This is a genomic window from Streptomyces sp. (assembly GCF_035563135.1).
Classification (GTDB): Bacteria; Actinomycetota; Actinomycetes; order Streptomycetales; family Streptomycetaceae; genus Streptomyces.
In genome coordinates this window covers 1-16,068 of sequence record NZ_DATMVN010000841.1, presented here as the reverse complement: position 1 = coordinate 16,068, position 16,068 = coordinate 1, and the positions used below count along the sequence as shown (strand labels likewise).

The 16,068-nt window shown below is 71.5% G+C and carries 13 protein-coding genes and 3 tRNA genes; 6 read left to right on the top strand and 10 right to left on the bottom strand.

Annotated elements, in window-relative coordinates; genetic code table 11:
* The 6 genes from VN520_RS37325 to purS form a co-directional block, all read right to left on the bottom strand.
* On the bottom strand, nucleotides 1-843 hold an 843-nt coding region (locus tag VN520_RS37325), incomplete at its 3' end, for an META domain-containing protein (protein ID WP_325751394.1).
* A 38-nt stretch (nucleotides 844-881) separates the two neighbouring features.
* Entirely contained in the window at nucleotides 882-1,682 is an 801-nt protein-coding gene (locus tag VN520_RS37320; RefSeq protein WP_325751393.1) for a maleylpyruvate isomerase family mycothiol-dependent enzyme, read from the bottom strand.
* A 52-nt stretch (nucleotides 1,683-1,734) separates the two neighbouring features.
* A complete protein-coding gene (locus VN520_RS37315; RefSeq protein WP_325751392.1) occupies nucleotides 1,735-3,003 on the bottom strand; it encodes a hypothetical protein in 1,269 nt (422 codons plus the stop codon).
* A gap of 260 nt (nucleotides 3,004-3,263) precedes the next feature.
* Entirely contained in the window at nucleotides 3,264-5,513 is a 2,250-nt protein-coding gene (purL, locus tag VN520_RS37310; protein ID WP_325751391.1) for a phosphoribosylformylglycinamidine synthase subunit PurL, read from the bottom strand.
* The gene (purQ, locus tag VN520_RS37305; protein WP_325751390.1) at nucleotides 5,510-6,190 is read right to left on the bottom strand and encodes a phosphoribosylformylglycinamidine synthase subunit PurQ; all 681 of its coding nucleotides are present in this window, start codon (nucleotides 6,188-6,190) and stop codon (nucleotides 5,510-5,512) included. The genes purL and purQ overlap by 4 nt, the downstream gene beginning before the upstream one ends.
* A complete protein-coding gene (purS, locus tag VN520_RS37300; protein ID WP_033296931.1) occupies nucleotides 6,187-6,438 on the bottom strand; it encodes a phosphoribosylformylglycinamidine synthase subunit PurS in 252 nt (83 codons plus the stop codon). Before purS ends, purQ begins: the two co-directional genes overlap by 4 nt.
* Nucleotides 6,439-6,823: 385 nt before the next feature.
* On the opposite strand from purS, the gene VN520_RS37295 reads away from it, so the two are divergent.
* From VN520_RS37295 to VN520_RS37270, 6 genes are all read left to right on the top strand, one after another.
* Complete coding sequence (locus VN520_RS37295) at nucleotides 6,824-7,159, top strand: Lsr2 family protein (RefSeq protein ID WP_325751389.1); 336 nt, start codon at nucleotides 6,824-6,826, stop codon at nucleotides 7,157-7,159.
* A 152-nt stretch (nucleotides 7,160-7,311) separates the two neighbouring features.
* Nucleotides 7,312-7,383 (top strand) — tRNA-Gly (locus VN520_RS37290).
* Between the two features lie 79 nt (nucleotides 7,384-7,462).
* Nucleotides 7,463-7,535: transfer RNA gene (locus VN520_RS37285), tRNA-Gly, on the top strand.
* Between the two features lie 205 nt (nucleotides 7,536-7,740).
* Nucleotides 7,741-9,051, top strand: a complete 1,311-nt coding sequence (locus VN520_RS37280; RefSeq protein ID WP_325751388.1) for a sensor histidine kinase — start codon at nucleotides 7,741-7,743, stop codon at nucleotides 9,049-9,051.
* Entirely contained in the window at nucleotides 9,027-9,620 is a 594-nt protein-coding gene (locus VN520_RS37275) for a response regulator transcription factor (RefSeq protein ID WP_325751396.1), read from the top strand. Before VN520_RS37280 ends, VN520_RS37275 begins: the two co-directional genes overlap by 25 nt.
* 22 nt (nucleotides 9,621-9,642) lie before the next feature.
* Nucleotides 9,643-9,718, top strand: a tRNA-Gly gene (locus tag VN520_RS37270).
* Between the two features lie 41 nt (nucleotides 9,719-9,759).
* On the opposite strand, the gene VN520_RS37265 is transcribed toward VN520_RS37270, so the two are convergent.
* The 4 genes from VN520_RS37265 to purD all read right to left on the bottom strand — a co-directional run.
* Nucleotides 9,760-10,686, bottom strand: coding sequence for a phosphoribosylaminoimidazolesuccinocarboxamide synthase (locus tag VN520_RS37265; RefSeq protein ID WP_325751395.1), 927 nt, complete (start codon nucleotides 10,684-10,686; stop codon nucleotides 9,760-9,762).
* A 293-nt stretch (nucleotides 10,687-10,979) separates the two neighbouring features.
* Nucleotides 10,980-12,443 carry a N,N-dimethylformamidase beta subunit family domain-containing protein gene (locus tag VN520_RS37260; protein ID WP_325751387.1) on the bottom strand — a complete coding sequence of 488 codons (1,464 nt, stop codon included), beginning with the start codon at nucleotides 12,441-12,443 and terminating at the stop codon, nucleotides 10,980-10,982.
* Between the two features lie 236 nt (nucleotides 12,444-12,679).
* Nucleotides 12,680-14,413: a hypothetical protein gene (locus VN520_RS37255; RefSeq protein ID WP_325751386.1), complete on the bottom strand. Its 1,734-nt coding sequence runs from the start codon at nucleotides 14,411-14,413 to the stop codon at nucleotides 12,680-12,682.
* A 429-nt stretch (nucleotides 14,414-14,842) separates the two neighbouring features.
* Nucleotides 14,843-16,068, bottom strand: a 1,226-nt coding sequence (purD, locus tag VN520_RS37250; RefSeq protein ID WP_325751385.1) for a phosphoribosylamine--glycine ligase, incomplete at its 5' end; no start/stop codon positions are given.

Genomic DNA, 16,068 nt, shown 5'->3' with positions numbered 1-16,068 from the left:
CGCCGGGGCGGACGCTTCGAGCCCCTTGCCGTTCTTCGCCTCGATCGACAGCGAGCGGTGGTCGATCCCGAACGTCGTCGTCCCCTCCAGTACGCCGTTCAACGCGCGCTCCAGCTCCATCTCGGGGCCCGGGCACATCTTCCTGGTGGAGGTGAGCGGGCCGAAGGTGAGGGTGGAGCCCGAGACCGTGGCCCTGCCGCGGAAGGAGTTGCAGCCGAGGCTCCCTTCCACCGAGCCGTCCTTCCCGAAGGTGAGGTGCGCCTTGTTCTCCGTACCGGCGGGCAAGGAGGCGGTGACACTGCCGGACACGAGCCCGGTGACCTTCCAGGCGGTGCCGGTGAGGGGAGCCGGGGGTTCGGAGACGAGGGCGATGGTGTCGCCCCGCGCCGTGGTCAGGGTGAGGGTCTTGCGGTCGCTCCGCTGCGCGACGGCGGCCTTGAGCTCACCGCTGAAGGCACGGCCCAACGCCTTCTCGAACTCCTGGACCTCCTTCTCGCACCCCATCCCGGTGGTCGTGCCCGGCCCGACGGTCACCTTGTCGCCCTCGACGGCGGCGTCGGCGGTGAAGCGGTTGCAGCCCAGGCTGCCCGTGGCCTTCCCCTCCGGGCCGATCTCGACATGGGCGCCTGCGGGGGCGGTGGTCTTCCTCCCCCCGACGGTCAGGGAGGAGACGGTCCAGTGGACACCGGTCACCGGTTGCCCGGCCCGTACGGTGCCGCTGCCGTCCCCGGAGTCCGCGGACTCCCCGGATCCCGCTCCGGAGCCCGGCTCCGTACCGCAGGCGGCAAGGGTGAGGGTGGCCAGGACGGCCAGGACGCTGACAGCCATACGTTGTGTGCGCATGGCCGTTGGACGGATCGAGCAGCCGATCCGGTTCCCCCTCAGCCCGTCAGGGGAAGCAGCGGGGCGAGGTCGGCCCGCTCCCCGCTGGCGCTGACCTGCGCCGCTTCGAGCGCGTCCGCCCACCGCGTACGCCCGGTGGCCAGCCTGATCCAGGTGAGCGGGTCCGTCTCCACGACGTTCGGCGGCGTGCCCCGGGTGTGCTTGGGCCCGCCGATGCACTGGACGACGGCGAAGGGCGGCACGCGCACCTCGACGGAACCACCGGGCGCCTTGTCCGCGAGCGCGTCGGCGAGCAGCCGGGTACAGGCGGCGAGCGCCTGGCGGTCGTACGGGATGTCGAGGCCGGTCGCCCGGTGGAGGTCGTCGGTGTGGACGACGAGCTCGACGGTGCGGGTGACCAGGAAGTCGCCCAGCCGCATCGTCCCGGCCCTGGTCGTCACCAACCGGTCGCCGTCGCCGGCGGGGACCAGTCGTCCGAACCGGTCGGCCGTCTCCTCGTACAAGGCGCCCAGACCGGGGTGGGCCTCGGCCTGTTCCCGGGTGTCGCCGGCGATGTCCTCCGCCATGCCCGCGGTGGAGGACGGCCACTCCAGCAGGGTGAGCTGCGGCTTGGTCCCGGGCGGCTCCGGTGACTCCAGCTCATGGCTGACGCGGCCCAGCGCCATGGTGAGGTGGACGGCGAGCTCCCGCACGGACCACTCCCCGAGCCCGGACGGCCCGGCCAGCTGGTCCTCCGTCAGGGCGGCCACCGCCTGCCGGACACGGTCGAACTGGGCCAGGACCGCGGTGCGGGTCCGGTTGAGATCGTAGGCGCGCGGGCGCTTCTTCGCCGGGGGCATACGGGCGAGACTAACCGGCGCCGCTGACAACGCACGCCCTCCGCACGCGAGCTCAGCTCCGCTCGAAGTCAGAGGCCTCGGGGAGGACGGGACTCGTGCAGCCGCGACGCCCGGTGGCGTCGTCGACGTAGGCCCGGAACAGGGGCTCCAGCCGGTCGCGGAGGATACGGTCGTACGGATAGGACACCTGCATCAGGTGCAGGGCGGGCCGGCCGTCGCAGACGGAGGAGGCCCACCAGGTGAACTCGTCCGAGCCCGCCGTGCCGGGGCGGATCTCGGTCCGGTCCCGCAAGCCGGTCCGCACGCCTCTGGTGCCGTCACCGACGAGGGTCTCAGTCCTCAGCCACAGGGGGGAGAGCGAGAGCACCGTGCCGAGGTCCCGCGGGCGCTCGGTGGTCTTCTCGTAGGCGGGCCAGATCCTCCGGGTCCCGTCCTCGCCGAGCGCGAGCAGGCAGGCGTCGTGGGCGCTCGCCGTCCCGGCCGGCGCGGCGAGCGCACGGTCGGGGAGGGAACCACGTCCCTCGGCGGCTATGAGACGTCCGTACCAGGCGCACGTGCCGCCGGCCCCGGCCGCCGGGCGGAGGGCGAACGCCGGCTCGGGGAACTCGGCGGGCAGCGCGGGCAGTCCGGCCCGGCATCCCCGCTCCTCGGCAGCCCGTTCCACCGCCTGCCTCGCCAGACCGGCGAGCGTGCGGCGGTCCTCGGGCCGGGCGACGTCGGCGTACTTGGCGACGGCCGAGGCCTCGACGGACGACAGCGCGCCGTCGTCCGCGCACAGGGCCCTGGCCGTCACCATGTGGCTCTCGTACTCACCGAGCCTGCCGTCACCCAGCGGGTGCGGCACGGCCCGGTCCGCCGCGGCCGTGATGTCGTCCACGCCACCGCGGCGGAGTTCGAAGGGCTCGTCGTCGAGCGCGATCCGGCGCTCGTCGGCCTTCGGATCGGCCGGGTACATGGTGAGGGTCAGGGCGAAGTGCCCGTACGTCGTCCCCGGATCGCCCACCCGGTGCACGAGGCAGTTGCTGACCCGCCGGGCGGTGGAGACGTGGTGGCGGTCCGAGAGCTCCACACGGTCGGTGCCGCCGTTCAGGCCGAGCACCAGCTCCGGGTCGACGAGGCCGCCGCACCCCGCTGCGATGCGCTCCCGGCTCTCGGACCGGGCGCGGAGATCGGCCACCTGCATGACGATGGCCCAGACACTCACGCCGATCCCCGCCACGGCGACCAGGCAGAACAGCGCGTTCAGGGCCTTCTGCACGCGCTCGCGCCCGGCCGGCTCCCCCGGGTGCCCAGGTGGCACGGCAGCGCTCGTGACGTCCATGACCGGCCCCCCGTACAACGGCAACACGTGACGTCCCGCAAGCTACCAGCCGCCACCGACCGGCCGGCGACGAAGATCCCGCCGCCGGCCGGTACGCCGACGCCCCTGCGGGCGGGCGGGATCCCGCGCGCTTCGTCGAGGTCCGGGCGCTCCCTGAGCGGGGAGCGCACACGCGGCTCGGCGGACGCGCCGAAGGATCCGGAAAACACACCGCAGCCCCCGCCCGGTGGACCCGGGCAGGGGCTGCGGTACAGCAGAACCTAGGCGAACAGACCCTCCAGGGTCCCCTCGTGCGCCGTGCGCAGCTCGCTCAGCGGAATGCTGAACTCGCCCTGGATCTCGATCTCCTCGCCGTCCACGACACCGATCCGGACCGCGGGCAGGCCGCGCGCACCGCACATGTCGTTGAAGCGGAGCTCCTCGCTGCGCGGAATCGAGACGACCGCACGGCCCGCCGACTCCGAGAACAGGAAGGTGAAGGCGTCCAGACCGTCCGGGACGACCAGCCGGGCACCCTTCCCGCCACGCAGGCAGGACTCGGTGACCGCCTGGATCAGGCCGCCGTCGGAGAGGTCGTGCGCCGCGTCGATCATGCCGTCGCGGGAGGCCGAGATCAGGATCTCGCCGAGCAGCTTCTCACGGCCCAGGTCCACCTTCGGCGGCATCCCGCCGAGGTGCTGGTGGATGACCTCGGACCAGGCCGAGCCGCCGAACTCCTCGCGGGTGTCGCCCAGGAGGTACAGCAGCTGGCCCTCTTCGGCGAAGGCGACCGGCGTGCGCCGGGTGACGTCGTCGATCACCCCGAGGACGGCCACGACCGGCGTCGGGTGGATCGCCGTCTCCCCGGTCTGGTTGTACAGCGACACGTTGCCGCCGGTGACCGGGGTGCCCAGCTCCAGGCAGCCGTCCGCCAGACCGCGGGTGGCCTCGGCGAACTGCCACATCACGTCCGGGTCCTCGGGCGAACCGAAGTTCAGGCAGTCCGAGATGGCCAGCGGCTTGGCGCCGGTCGCGGCGACGTTGCGGTACGACTCCGCGAGGGCCAGCTGCGCGCCCGTGTACGGGTCGAGCTTGGCGTAGCGGCCGTTGCCGTCGGTCGCCATGGCGACGCCCAGATTCGACTCCTCGTCGATCCGGACCATGCCGGCGTCCTCGGGCATCGCCAGCACGGTGTTGCCCTGGACGAAGCGGTCGTACTGGTCGGTGATCCAGGACTTGGAGGCCTGGTTCGGGGAGCTGACCAGCTTGAGGACCTGCTCGCGCAGCTCCGCGCCGCTCGCCGGACGGGCCAGCTCGCCGGCGTCGTCGGCCTGCAGCGCGTCCTGCCAGGAGGGCCGGGCGTACGGCCGCTGGTAGGTCGGGCCCTCATGGGCCACGGAGCGCGGCGGTACGTCCACGATCTGCTCGCCGTGCCAGAAGATCTCCAGCTGGGTGCCCTCGGTCACCTCACCGATGACGGTGGCGATGACGTCCCACTTCTCGCAGATCTCCATGAAGCGGTCCACGTGCTGCGGCTCGACGATCGCGCACATGCGCTCCTGCGACTCGCTCATGAGGATTTCCTCGGGCGAGAGGGAGGAGTCGCGCAGCGGCACGGTGTCCAGCTCGACGCGCATGCCGCCGGAACCCGCGGAGGCCAGCTCGCTCGTGGCGCAGGAGAGCCCGGCGCCGCCGAGGTCCTGGATGCCCGCGACGAGCTTCTCCTTGAAGATCTCCAGGGTGCACTCGATGAGGAGCTTCTCCTGGAACGGGTCGCCGACCTGGACGGCCGGACGCTTCGCCGGTCCGGTCGACTCGAAGGTCTCCGAGGCCAGGACCGAGACGCCGCCGATGCCGTCGCCACCGGTGCGGGCGCCGTAGAGGATCACCTTGTTGCCGGGGCCGGAGGCCTGGGCGAGGTGGATGTCCTCGTGCTTCATCACGCCGATGCAGCCGGCGTTGACGAGCGGGTTGCCCTGGTAGCAGGCGTCGAAGACGACCTCTCCGCCGATGTTCGGCAGGCCGAGGCAGTTGCCGTAGCCGCCGATGCCCGCGACGACGCCGGGCAGGACGCGCCGGGTGTCGGGGTGGTCGGCCGCGCCGAAGCGGAGCGGGTCCACGACCGCGACCGGACGGGCGCCCATGGCGAGGATGTCGCGGACGATGCCGCCGACGCCGGTGGCCGCGCCCTGGTAGGGCTCGATGTACGAGGGGTGGTTGTGCGACTCGACCTTGAAGGTGACCGCGTAACCCTGGCCGACGTCGACGACACCGGCGTTCTCGCCGATGCCGACGAGCATCGCGTCGTTGGCGGGGACCTTCTCGCCGAACTGCTTGAGGTGGACCTTGCTGCTCTTGTACGAGCAGTGCTCGGACCACATCACGGAGTACATGGCGAGTTCGGCACCGGTGGGGCGGCGGCCCAGGATCTCGCGGATCCGGGCGTACTCGTCCTCCTTGAGGCCGAGCTCCTTCCAGGGCTGTCCGGCGTCCGGGGTCTCGGCCGCGTGCTTGACCGTGTCGAGGCTCATGCGGTGACCAGCTTCTTGATGATCGAGGTGAAGATGCCCAGGCCGTCGGTGCGGCCGGTGCCGACCAGCGGGTCGACGGCGTGTTCCGGGTGCGGCATCAGACCGACGACGTTGCCCGCGGCATTGGTGATGCCGGCGATGTCGCGCAGCGAGCCGTTCAGGTTGACGTCGGCGTAACGGAAGGCGACGCGGCCCTCGGCCTCCAGCTCGTCGAGCGTGCGCTCGTCGGCGGTGTACCGGCCGTCCACGTTCTTCAGCGGTACGGAGATCTCCTGGCCCGCCGTGTAGGCCGAGGTCCACGCGGTGTCCGCGTTCTCCACCCGCAGCTTCTGGTCGCGGCAGATGAAGTGGAGGTTGTTGTTGCGCAGCATCGCGCCGGGCAGCAGGTGCGCCTCGGTCAGGATCTGGAAGCCGTTGCAGATACCGAGGACCGGCAGACCGGCCTTCGCCTGCTCGATGATGGTCGCCATCACCGGCGAGAAGCGCGAGATGGCACCGGCGCGCAGATAGTCGCCGTAACTGAATCCGCCCGCGAGGATCACCGCGTCGACCTGGTGGAGGTCCTTGTCACGGTGCCAGAGGGATACGGGTTCGGCGCCCGCGATCCGCACGGCCCGCAGGCTGTCCTGGTCGTCGAGCGTGCCGGGAAAAGTGACGACTCCGATACGGGTGGTCACTTCTCCTCCTCCACCTTGACGGTGAAGTCCTCGATGACGGTGTTGGCGAGGAAGGTCTCGGCCATCTCGTTAATACGGGCAAGGGCGGCATCGTCGACCGGCCCCTCGACCTCGAGCTCGAAACGCTTTCCCTGACGAACGTCCGCGATTCCGTCGAAGCCGAGACGGGGCAGTGCGCGCTGCACAGCCTGTCCCTGCGGGTCGAGGATCTCCGGCTTGAGCATGACGTCGACTACGACGCGTGCCACTGGCACTCCCGGTGGTGTGGTGCGGCTGTGTCTCCGAGGGGTTCCCCAGATCCCCGCGGGTCCTCTCAGCGTACCTGGCCGGAAATTCTACGCGGGTAGATATGCCGTGGGCCTGATCACGGTGAGATATCGGGAGCGACAACCCCCGGGGAAACGCCGGGGAAAAAATCTTCACCCGGATTGCATGCGGCCCCACGGAGGCAACACGCGGATTCATTTGCCCGGACTTCACAATGCGGCTCCTGCCGCTGTACAAATGAATACCGGGGAAAGCACCATTGCCCCGGAACAGTCGACAGCCGTCGATCCGTATCCGCCCAGCCGCCGGAAGGCCGGCATCAGCGCATGTCAGGCGCGACGATGCCGTAGGAAAGGACCGATATCCGTGGCTCAGCGCGTAGTGGTAACGCTCTCCGACGACATCGACGGGGGAGAAGCGGCGGAAACGGTCACCTTCGCCCTGGACGGGAAGTCGTACGAGATCGACCTCAATCCCGCCAATGCAGAGAAACTGCGGAAGGCGCTGGCGCCGTACGTGGCAGCCGGCCGAAAGCAGACAAATACCGGCAAGCACGGCAGAGCTCCCGTGGCGTACCACCACACGTCGCTCGCGCCGGACCCCGCGGCCGTGCGCGCCTGGGCCCGCTCGCACCGGATGGAGGTGCCGGCCCGCGGCCGGATCCCCAAGAAGGTCTACGAGGCGTTCAGTGCGGCCAGTTGAGGGCTACGCCCGGAATGCCCCCTTCCGCTCCGGTGTCCGCCCGTAGCCGGAACGACACCCGGGAGAGCCGACTTGCACAACACCCCTGCAGGTCGGCTAGAGTCTGGAGCACGCCGAAGGGCAAGGCCGAAAAGCCGGGTCCGACGCAGCGTGCGGGTGTAGTTCAGTAGTAGAACATCCCCCTTCCAGGGGGAAGGCGCAGTGTGCAATTCCTGTCACCCGCTCTGCACCGCCTTACCGGGCCACCAAGTGGATCAGGTAGAGTGGTGAGCGCTCCACCGGTGAAAGCCGAGTGGCAGCAATGCGGACGTAGCTCAGTTGGTAGAGCGCAACCTTGCCAAGGTTGAGGTCGCCAGTTCGAACCTGGTCGTCCGCTCTTGTTCCAAAGGCCCTGATCGATTTCGATCGGGGCCTTTGGCGTTCCTGGTTGTCCCCGTATGACGTTCGTCATGAACATTGATGACACCATGCACTGCTCGCGGTCGTGGGCCGGTGGAAGTCTTGGGCCATGACCAGCGAAGACTTCCCCCCGGCCGGAGCCGGGGCCTGAGGTCCACGGGGACGAAGGGGGAGACGGGGCCGTGTGGGTGCGGGCACAGGTGCGCAGATGGCAGAAGCGCGAGGGGTTCGACAAGATCGATCTCTACACGCGCGGGTCCATGCACTCCATGATCTGGGGGATGGTCCTGTGCGTGGTGCTCCTGTCGGTGACCCGCCCGGTGCGGCATTCGGACGCGCCCACCGCCCTGATCGCCGGTACGGTCCTGGCCGCGATCGCGCAGGGCGTCTGCTCGGTGCCGCTGGTCACCCGGGCTCTCGACAGCTACCTCGGCCGTGGGCCCGTCGGGAGACGGCTGCCCGTTCTCGCAGCCGTCCTGCTCCTCGCGAACGCGGCAGGCCTGCTGGCACTCGGCGGGTACGCCGGCACCGAGACGTTTCCCGAGCTGCAGCTGGCCCTGGGTGCGGTGGTGTGGCCGTTCATGACGCCTTTCGTCCTCGTCGTACCGGTGTGGGCGTCCGGGGTGTGCATCGTGGCCGGTGCGGCCGGCATGAGTGGCGGCGTCCTGCTGGCCGGGGCCACCGAGCCCTTCGCCCTGACCACGTTGACGGGGGTGGGCTTCGGCAGCGCGCTGATCTCCCTCACCGTCCGGCTCTCCGCCTGGACGCTCGGGATCACGCAGAAGCTCCGCGACGCCCGGGACGTGGAGACCCGGCTGGCGGTCGCCGAGGAACGGCTGCGGTTCGGGCGGGACATGCATGACGTCCTGGGCCGGAATCTGGCGGTGATCGCGCTGAAGAGCGAGCTCGCGGTCGAGCTGGGACAGCGCGGAAAGGCCGCGGCGATGGACCAGATGGTCGAGGTGCAGCGCATCGCACGCGCCTCCCAGCAGGAGGTCCGCGACGTCGTGCGGGGATACCGGGAAGCCGATCTCGGTACGGAACTGCTGGGGGCCCAGGGGGTTCTGCGGGCGGCCGGGATCGAGTGCGCCGTCCATGGCGACGGCGGGCAGCTTCCCGCACCGGTGCGGTCGGCGCTCGGCTGGGCCGTGCGCGAGGCGGCCACCAACGTCCTGCGTCACGGCGATCCCCAGCGTTGTGACATCCGGCTGGAGAACGTACCGGGCGGGGTACGGCTGGTGGTGGAGAACGACGGGGTGACGCCGGACGGGACCGTGGTCCCCGGCGGTGGCTCAGGGCTGCACGGACTCCGGGAACGGCTGGCCTCGGTCGGCGGTTCGCTGGAGGCGGGGCCGGTGGGCGAGGGCCTGTTCCAGCTGACCGCGGCTGTCCCACTGCCCTCACCACGGCATACCGCGCCTTCCCCGCCGGAGAAAAGACGACCACTCCACCGACCGCCGTCCGAGTCCTGCTCGCCGACGACGAGCACCTGATCCGGGGCGCGTTGGCCGCCCTCCTCGCGCTGGAGGACGACATCGTCCTGGTCGCCGAGGCGGCGACCGGGCCGGAAGCACTCGCGATGGCCCTGGCCCACCGGCCCGATGTGGCCGTCCTGGACCTGGAGATGCCGGGCGCGGACGGTGTGAAGGTCGCCACAGCGCTGCGAACCGCACTGCCCGGTTGCCGCACCATGATCGTGACGAGTCACGGCAGGCCGGGGAACCTGGAGCGGACCCTGGAGGCGGGTGTCCGGGCGTTCGTTCCGAAGACGGTCAGCGCCCGGCGGCCGGCCGGGATCATCCGGACCGTGCACGCGGGAAACCACTATGTGGACCCGGAGTTGGCGGCCGACGCGATCTCCGCCGGCGGCTCCCCGCTGACCCCGCGGGAGGCCGAGGTGCTGGAGCTGGCGGCGGACGGGGCGCCGGTCGCGGAGATCGCGGAGCGGGCGTCGCTGTCGCAGGGCACCGTGCGCAACTGCCTGTCGGCTGCCGTCTCCACACTCGGGGCGGAGAACCGTCATGCGGCAGTGCGTCTCGCACGGGAGAGAGGTTGGGTATAGTAAGCAGCGCGCTGCGGCGCATGCGAACGTAGCTCAGCTGGTAGAGCGCAACCTTGCCAAGGTTGAGGTCGCGAGTTCGAACCTCGTCGTTCGCTCCACACAAGAAGGCCCCGGTCCTCGTGACCGGGGCCTTCTGCCGTCACACCCCCCGGGCCGGCCAGTTCATACCCGTCAGGAGCTCGTACGCGTCCAGGTACTTGGCCCGGGTCGCGTCGACGATGTCCTGCGGCAGCGGCGGGGGCGGCTGCTCGCTGTGCCGGTCCCAGCCGGAGGCCGGGGAGGTCAGCCAGTCACGCACGAACTGCTTGTCGTACGAAGGCTGCGCCCTGCCCGGCTCCCAGGACTCGGCCGGCCAGAAGCGCGAGGAGTCGGGTGTCAGCACCTCGTCGGCGAGGATCAGCTCCTCACCACCGTCCGCGGCGGGCGCGAAGCCGAACTCGAACTTCGTGTCGGCGAGGATGATCCCGCGCTCACGGGCGATGTCCCGGGCACGGCCGTAGACGTCCAGCGTCGTCCGGCGCAGCAGAGCCGCCGTCTCGGGGCCGACCTCGCGGGCGACCTCCTCGTACGGGACGTTCTCGTCGTGATCGCCGACCGCGGCCTTCGTGGCCGGGGTGAAGATCGGCCCCGGGAGCTCGGAGCCGTCGACGAGGCCCTCGGGCAGGCCGAGGCCGCACACCGTACGGGTCGCGTCGTACTCGGTCAGGCCGGAGCCCGTCAGATATCCGCGCGCCACGCACTCGACCTGGACCATCCGCAGCGAACGGCAGATCAGGGTCCGGCCGGCCCAGTCGGCGGGAGCTCCGGCGGGGAGTTCCGTCGACAGCACGTGGTTGGGGACGAGATCGGCGAGCTGGTCGAACCACCACAGCGACAGCTGGGTGAGCACGCGGCCCTTGTCCGGGATCTCGGTGGGCAGGACCCAGTCGTACGCGGACATGCGGTCGCTGGCGACCATCACGAGGTCGCCCGCCTCGTTCCGGTACAGGTCGCGCACCTTGCCGGTGTGCAGGTGGGTGAGTCCCGGCACCTGCACGGGCTCGGGCTTTTCTACGAAACCGGACACGCTGCCTCCGCGTAGGTTGATCCAGGAGTCGTTCCGATTGTCCCGCATGCGGAGGGCCTGCGGCGCCAGGGGTCGATCCGTGGACAGGGCGATGCGGTGGAGGAACCGGTGCCGGGCTCCGCGCCACGTCCGGCTGCCGGGCTCTCACACGGCCCGGTGACCGGGTTCCGCTTCCCGGACCCGGACGCAGACCGGGTGGGTGACCGGGTTCCGCCTCCCGGACCCGGACGCAGACCGGGTGGGTGATCGGGTTCCGCTTCCCGGGCGCAGACCGGGCGGGCGGGTTCCGCTCCTCAGTCCCGCTTGCAGATCCGGTCGAGCAGATTGGCCGTGGCCCGCTGGATGCGGGAGTCGACATGGCCGGGCCGGTCCAGGGCCGGGGACCACGCGAAGGTGCCCGAGGCGAAGACGAGCGCGCCCGACGGAGCGCGGTACAGCGAGGTCTCCTGGTGCCGGGTGGCCCCGTCGCTGTCCGCGTACGGCGAATGCGCCAGCAGCATGCGCCGCTCATGCTCGGGCAGCGCCGTACGCGGGAAGTAGCGGTCGGCCTCACCGGCGACCAGCCCGTCGATCTCGTCGCCCTCGCCCGCACCGGTGGCTTCCCAGAGCCAGTGGCCGGCGTTCCGCACGACCATCGGGTGGGGATCGGGGACCCGGCCCGCGTACTGGATGCCGAGCAGCTGCTGCTCGGGGCGGTCGATCTCACGCCACAGCGCGGACTTCCCCGGGCCGCGGCGCTTGCGGCAGGTGAGCAGGCGGTCGGGGACGCCGGAAGGGGACGGGCCGAGACCCACCTGCCAGTACATGGTGTTGGCCGAGAGGAAGACGAGCGAGGTGCCGGTGTCCCGGGCCAGCTCGGTGGTGCGGCGCATCGGCACCGACCAGTACTCGTCGTGACCGGGGAAGACCAGGCCCCGGTAACGACGGGGGTCGACACGGCCGGCGTGCAGGTCGCGGGCGTCCGCGTACGCCAGGTCGTAGCCGTAACGCTCGGCCCAGCGGATGAAGTCGTAGGCGTGGCCGACGTGGAGGGGCAGGCCCGCGCCCGCGTACGGGCGGTCGAAGGAGAGGGTGACGGCGGCGTCCTCCTCGCCCAGCAGCCGGCCCTGCTCGTCCCAGGCGTGGTAGAGGCTCGCACCCGTGTGGCCGTCCTCCGGATAGAGGTTGTAGGCCTGCCAGGTGACGTCGGGAAGCAGGAGCAGCAGGTCGGCCGGGTGCTCGTCGCGGACCGTGAAGGGGACGTGCGAGCGGTGTCCGTCAGCGGTGGTGAGCACGGCGACGTAGGCGCCGACCGACCAGTAGCTGGGGATCTGCAACCGCCAGGACAGCCACCAGTGGTGGCAGGAGACCGTCCGCTCGGCGGCCAGCGGTGCCGGCTGGACGATGCCGGAGAGGCGCGGACTGGTGGTGATCTTGGCGGCGCCGTCACCCGCGTAATGCCCGATGCGGTAGATGTCGACGGAGAACTGCTGGGGCGGGTCCACGGTGATGTGGAAGTCGATCGCCTCCCCGGGCGCCGCGGCCCCGGGGGACACGAACCCCTTGATCTGCTGGTGCACATCGTCCGCCGTACGCGTGCCGCCGCCGGTTCCACCGCGGCCGAGCTCGGGATCGGCGTACCAGGGGACGACCTGGCCGGTGTCGTCGAAGTAATTCTCGCTGCCGCGCAACCAGGGCAGCGGGCCCTGGCCGAAGGGGTCGCTCACGGCATGCGCGAGGGCACCCGATTCCCATCGCCGGATCTGCTCCGCCCTCATCCCGCTCCCCTCCCTCGTCCCCCGACGTGCCTGTTGCGCCGGATGCACCGGAATGCGCCGGATGCCGACGCACCCCCAGCACATCACATTACGCACGCACTCCGTCACCGTTCGTTGCGAATTCGTGGACCAGAAGCCCGATCTTCCGGTTATGGGGCGGACATTCAGGATATTTGGCCATCTAAGTGGACGGACGACCGTGCAACTCAGGTCACCCGGCGCCCCAGGCGCACCTTTCAGCCCAGGCGTACGGGTTTGTCGGTGCGCACTCCCACCGCGGTGAGCCAGGAGAGCAACGGCTCCGCGTCGCCCTCCTCGACGAGACTGAGCACGGGGGCGCCGAGGTCCGACCTGCGCCCGCCGTCGACCAGCAGCGCGGGGCCGTCGAGCCAGTCGAGCCCCGGTGCGGCTCCCGCCGTGTCCACGGCGGCACAGCAGACCATCGCCACGACGTGGTCGGCGAGCAGCTCGGTGCCCGTGCGAGGCGGCTGGAGGGGGAAGAGCGGGAGGGGGACGGGGCCCCAGAGGTCGAGGGGGCCGGCGCCGGCCCCCGTCGGTGTACCGCCCGCCGGGATGCTGCTGCCGCCGGCGCCGCGCCCCGGTGCCGCCCTCTCCTCGTCGCGGACGACGGCGGCGCCGATCCCGGCCGCGAGCGCCTCGCTGTCGGCGCCCGGCGTGGCGAGGTGGTCGATCACACGCGCCAGCGTGGGTACCGTGGAACCGCCGGCGGCCGAAGGGTCCGGCGCACCCACGGCGACACCGGTGGCCACTCCCATGGCATCGAGCACCCGGTGCAGGCGTGCCGCCTCCGTACGCCACTTCCGGTCCACGACCTCTTCCGGGTACTGCTGCCAGTCGACCGGGGACCAGCCGGGCCCGGTCTCCGCCGGCCCGCCGTGGAAGAGCCTGGCGGCCAGCAGCGAGGCCGCCTCGTCGGCCGCACCGGGCTCCTCGATCAGATCGCATGCGGGGCGCTCCCCCAGCCGGGAGGTGAAACCCCCGGCCAGCCGGTCGCGCCGCGAGAGCTCCGTGAGCGCGGAGACGACACCGGCGTCGAGCCGGGAAGGCCAGCGCCCCATCCGCCAGGCCGGCAGCGCCACCCGGGTCAGCAGCCGGTCCCAGCCGGCGTAGGCCAGACCCACCTGCTCCTGGGCGACGATCCGCAGCCCCTGGTCCACCCCCTGGGCGCGCCCCGACGCGGCAGCGGCGACGCACCGCTCCATCTCTGCCGCGTGGCCGCGGCAGCCACGCAGCAGCGCCCTGGCTATCCATCCCACGAAGGCCGCGGGGATTCTGCGTACGAAGCCCTTGCCGGGCACAGCGGCATCGGCGATCACGGCGTCCAGTCCGCGGACGAAACGGCGGGCGGCGGCTATGTCGGGGTGCGCGGCCGGCCCGGTGCCCGCGACGACGGGGGCAAGAACCGCCCGCAGCTCGGCCACCCTCATCCACCACAGGAAGGGAGAACCGATCACCAGCACGGGTGCCGCCGGCTCCCGGCGGCCGCGCCGGGCCTCCGCCGGCCCCCCGGGGCCCTTCGCCCTCGGCCGGGCGGCGGGGTGTGTACGGTCCTCCAGCCAGCTGTCGCAGTCCGGGGTGAGCTCTATGGCCGACGGCGCGGGGACGTCGAGCCGGTCGGCGAGGTCCCGGACCAGCCGGTAGAGATCGGGTGCCGAGGCCTCGGTGAGAGGCACGGTGGGGCTGACCGCGGGCCTCGCACGCGCCACCGCGACGGCGACCACCCAGGCGAGCAGCAGGACCACGACGGCGCAGCCCGCCACCGCCCAGCTGACCGTGGACCACACCCCTGGGCCGATGCGCCCTTGGGCGACCGCGGTCAGCAGCACGACGGCCGCGCCCGCCGGCAGGATCGCCAGGGCTGTGGCTCCGCTGCGGATGCGCAGCAGAGCCGCAGCCCTGGCCCGCGCTGCGTGCGCACCCAGTTCCTCAACCGAACCGGTACCGGACACGACTGGACGTCACCCCCTCTGCCCCCGCGACGGTGTTGGTCACTCCCCCACTGTGGCACCCGCCACCGACATCGCAATGCCGGTGGGCCAAGTGCCGGAACGCTTGCGCCGCACCCTAGTTGGGGCCCCGGCAGGCGTCATCCGGATGGCCGAGTCGTCACCCGATGGAATGGCTTTGGGCAAAGCTGCTGACGTATCGGCGCCCCGTCATCCGGTGATACCGCGCCCCTGCTCCCCGGTGTTCGGCCATGCTCTCCCGCCGGCGTTCCGGGCCGGGGAGCTCGCATGCCCGGGGGGTTCGCGTACCCGGGAGGTTCCCGGGCGCGGGGGGGTCCCGGATGCGGGGAGGTTCCCGGGCGCGGGCCGCCCCCGGACACGTCTGTGCCCGGCGCCTCCGTGGAGGGGCCGGGCACAGGGGACGAGCGGGCCTCAGGCCTCTTCGGCGGCCTTGCGGGCGATGTCCGTACGGTGCTGGGAGCCGTCGAGCCGGATCCGTCCCACCGCCGTGTAGGCACGTTCCCGGGCCTGCGCGAGGTCCTTGCCCGTCGCCGTGACGGAGAGCACGCGTCCTCCGGCGCTGACGACCGCCTCGCCTTCCTGCCGGGTGCCGGCGTGCAGGACGAACGCGTGAGGTGCATCCTCCGCCACCACATCGGCGAGGCCCTCGATCGGGTCGCCCGTGCGGGGCGTTCCCGGATAGTTGTGCGAGGCGATGACGACGGTCACGGCGGCGTCGTCACGCCAGTTCAGCGCGGGTACGACGTCCAGGGTGCCGTTGGCCGCACCGAGCAGGATCCCGGCGAGCGGCGTCTTCAGCCGGGCCAGGACCACCTGCGTCTCCGGGTCGCCGAAGCGAGCGTTGAACTCGATGACCCGCACACCGCGCGAGGTGATGGCGAGGCCCGCGTACAGCAGCCCGGAGAACGGGGTGCCGCGGCGGCGGAGCTCGTCGACGGTCGGCTGCAGGACGGTCTGCATGACCTCGTCGACGAGCTTCGGGTCGGCCCACGGCAGCGGGGAGTACGCACCCATGCCGCCGGTGTTCGGGCCCTCGTCGCCGTCCAGGGCGCGCTTGAAGTCCTGGGCGGGCTGCAGGGGCAGCACCGTGGTGCCGTCGGTGATCGCGAAGAGGCTCACCTCGGGGCCGTCGAGGAACTCCTCGATGACCACACGGTCGCAGGCCAGGGCATGGGCACGCGCAGCTTCGACGTCGTCCGTGACGACGACACCCTTGCCTGCCGCGAGACCGTCGTCCTTCACGACGTACGGGGCGCCGAAGGCGTCCAGGGCCTCGTCGATCTCCGCGGGCGTCGTGCAGACGTAGCTACGGGCGGTCGGGACGTTGGCACCGGCCATGACGTCCTTGGCGAACGCCTTGGAGCCCTCCAGCTGGGCAGCCTCGCGCGAAGGGCCGAAACAGGGGATGCCGGCCGCGCGCACGGCATCGGCGACACCGGCGACAAGCGGTGCCTCCGGGCCGACGACCACCAACCCGGCGCCCAGCTCGGTGGCGAGGCGCGCGACGGCGTCACCGTCGAGTGCGTCGACCGGGTGCAGTTCGGCCACCTCTGCGATTCCGGCGTTGCCGGGTGCGCAGTACAGAGCGGTGACATCGGGGTCGAGGGAGAGAGAGCGGCACAGGGCGTGTTCGCGGG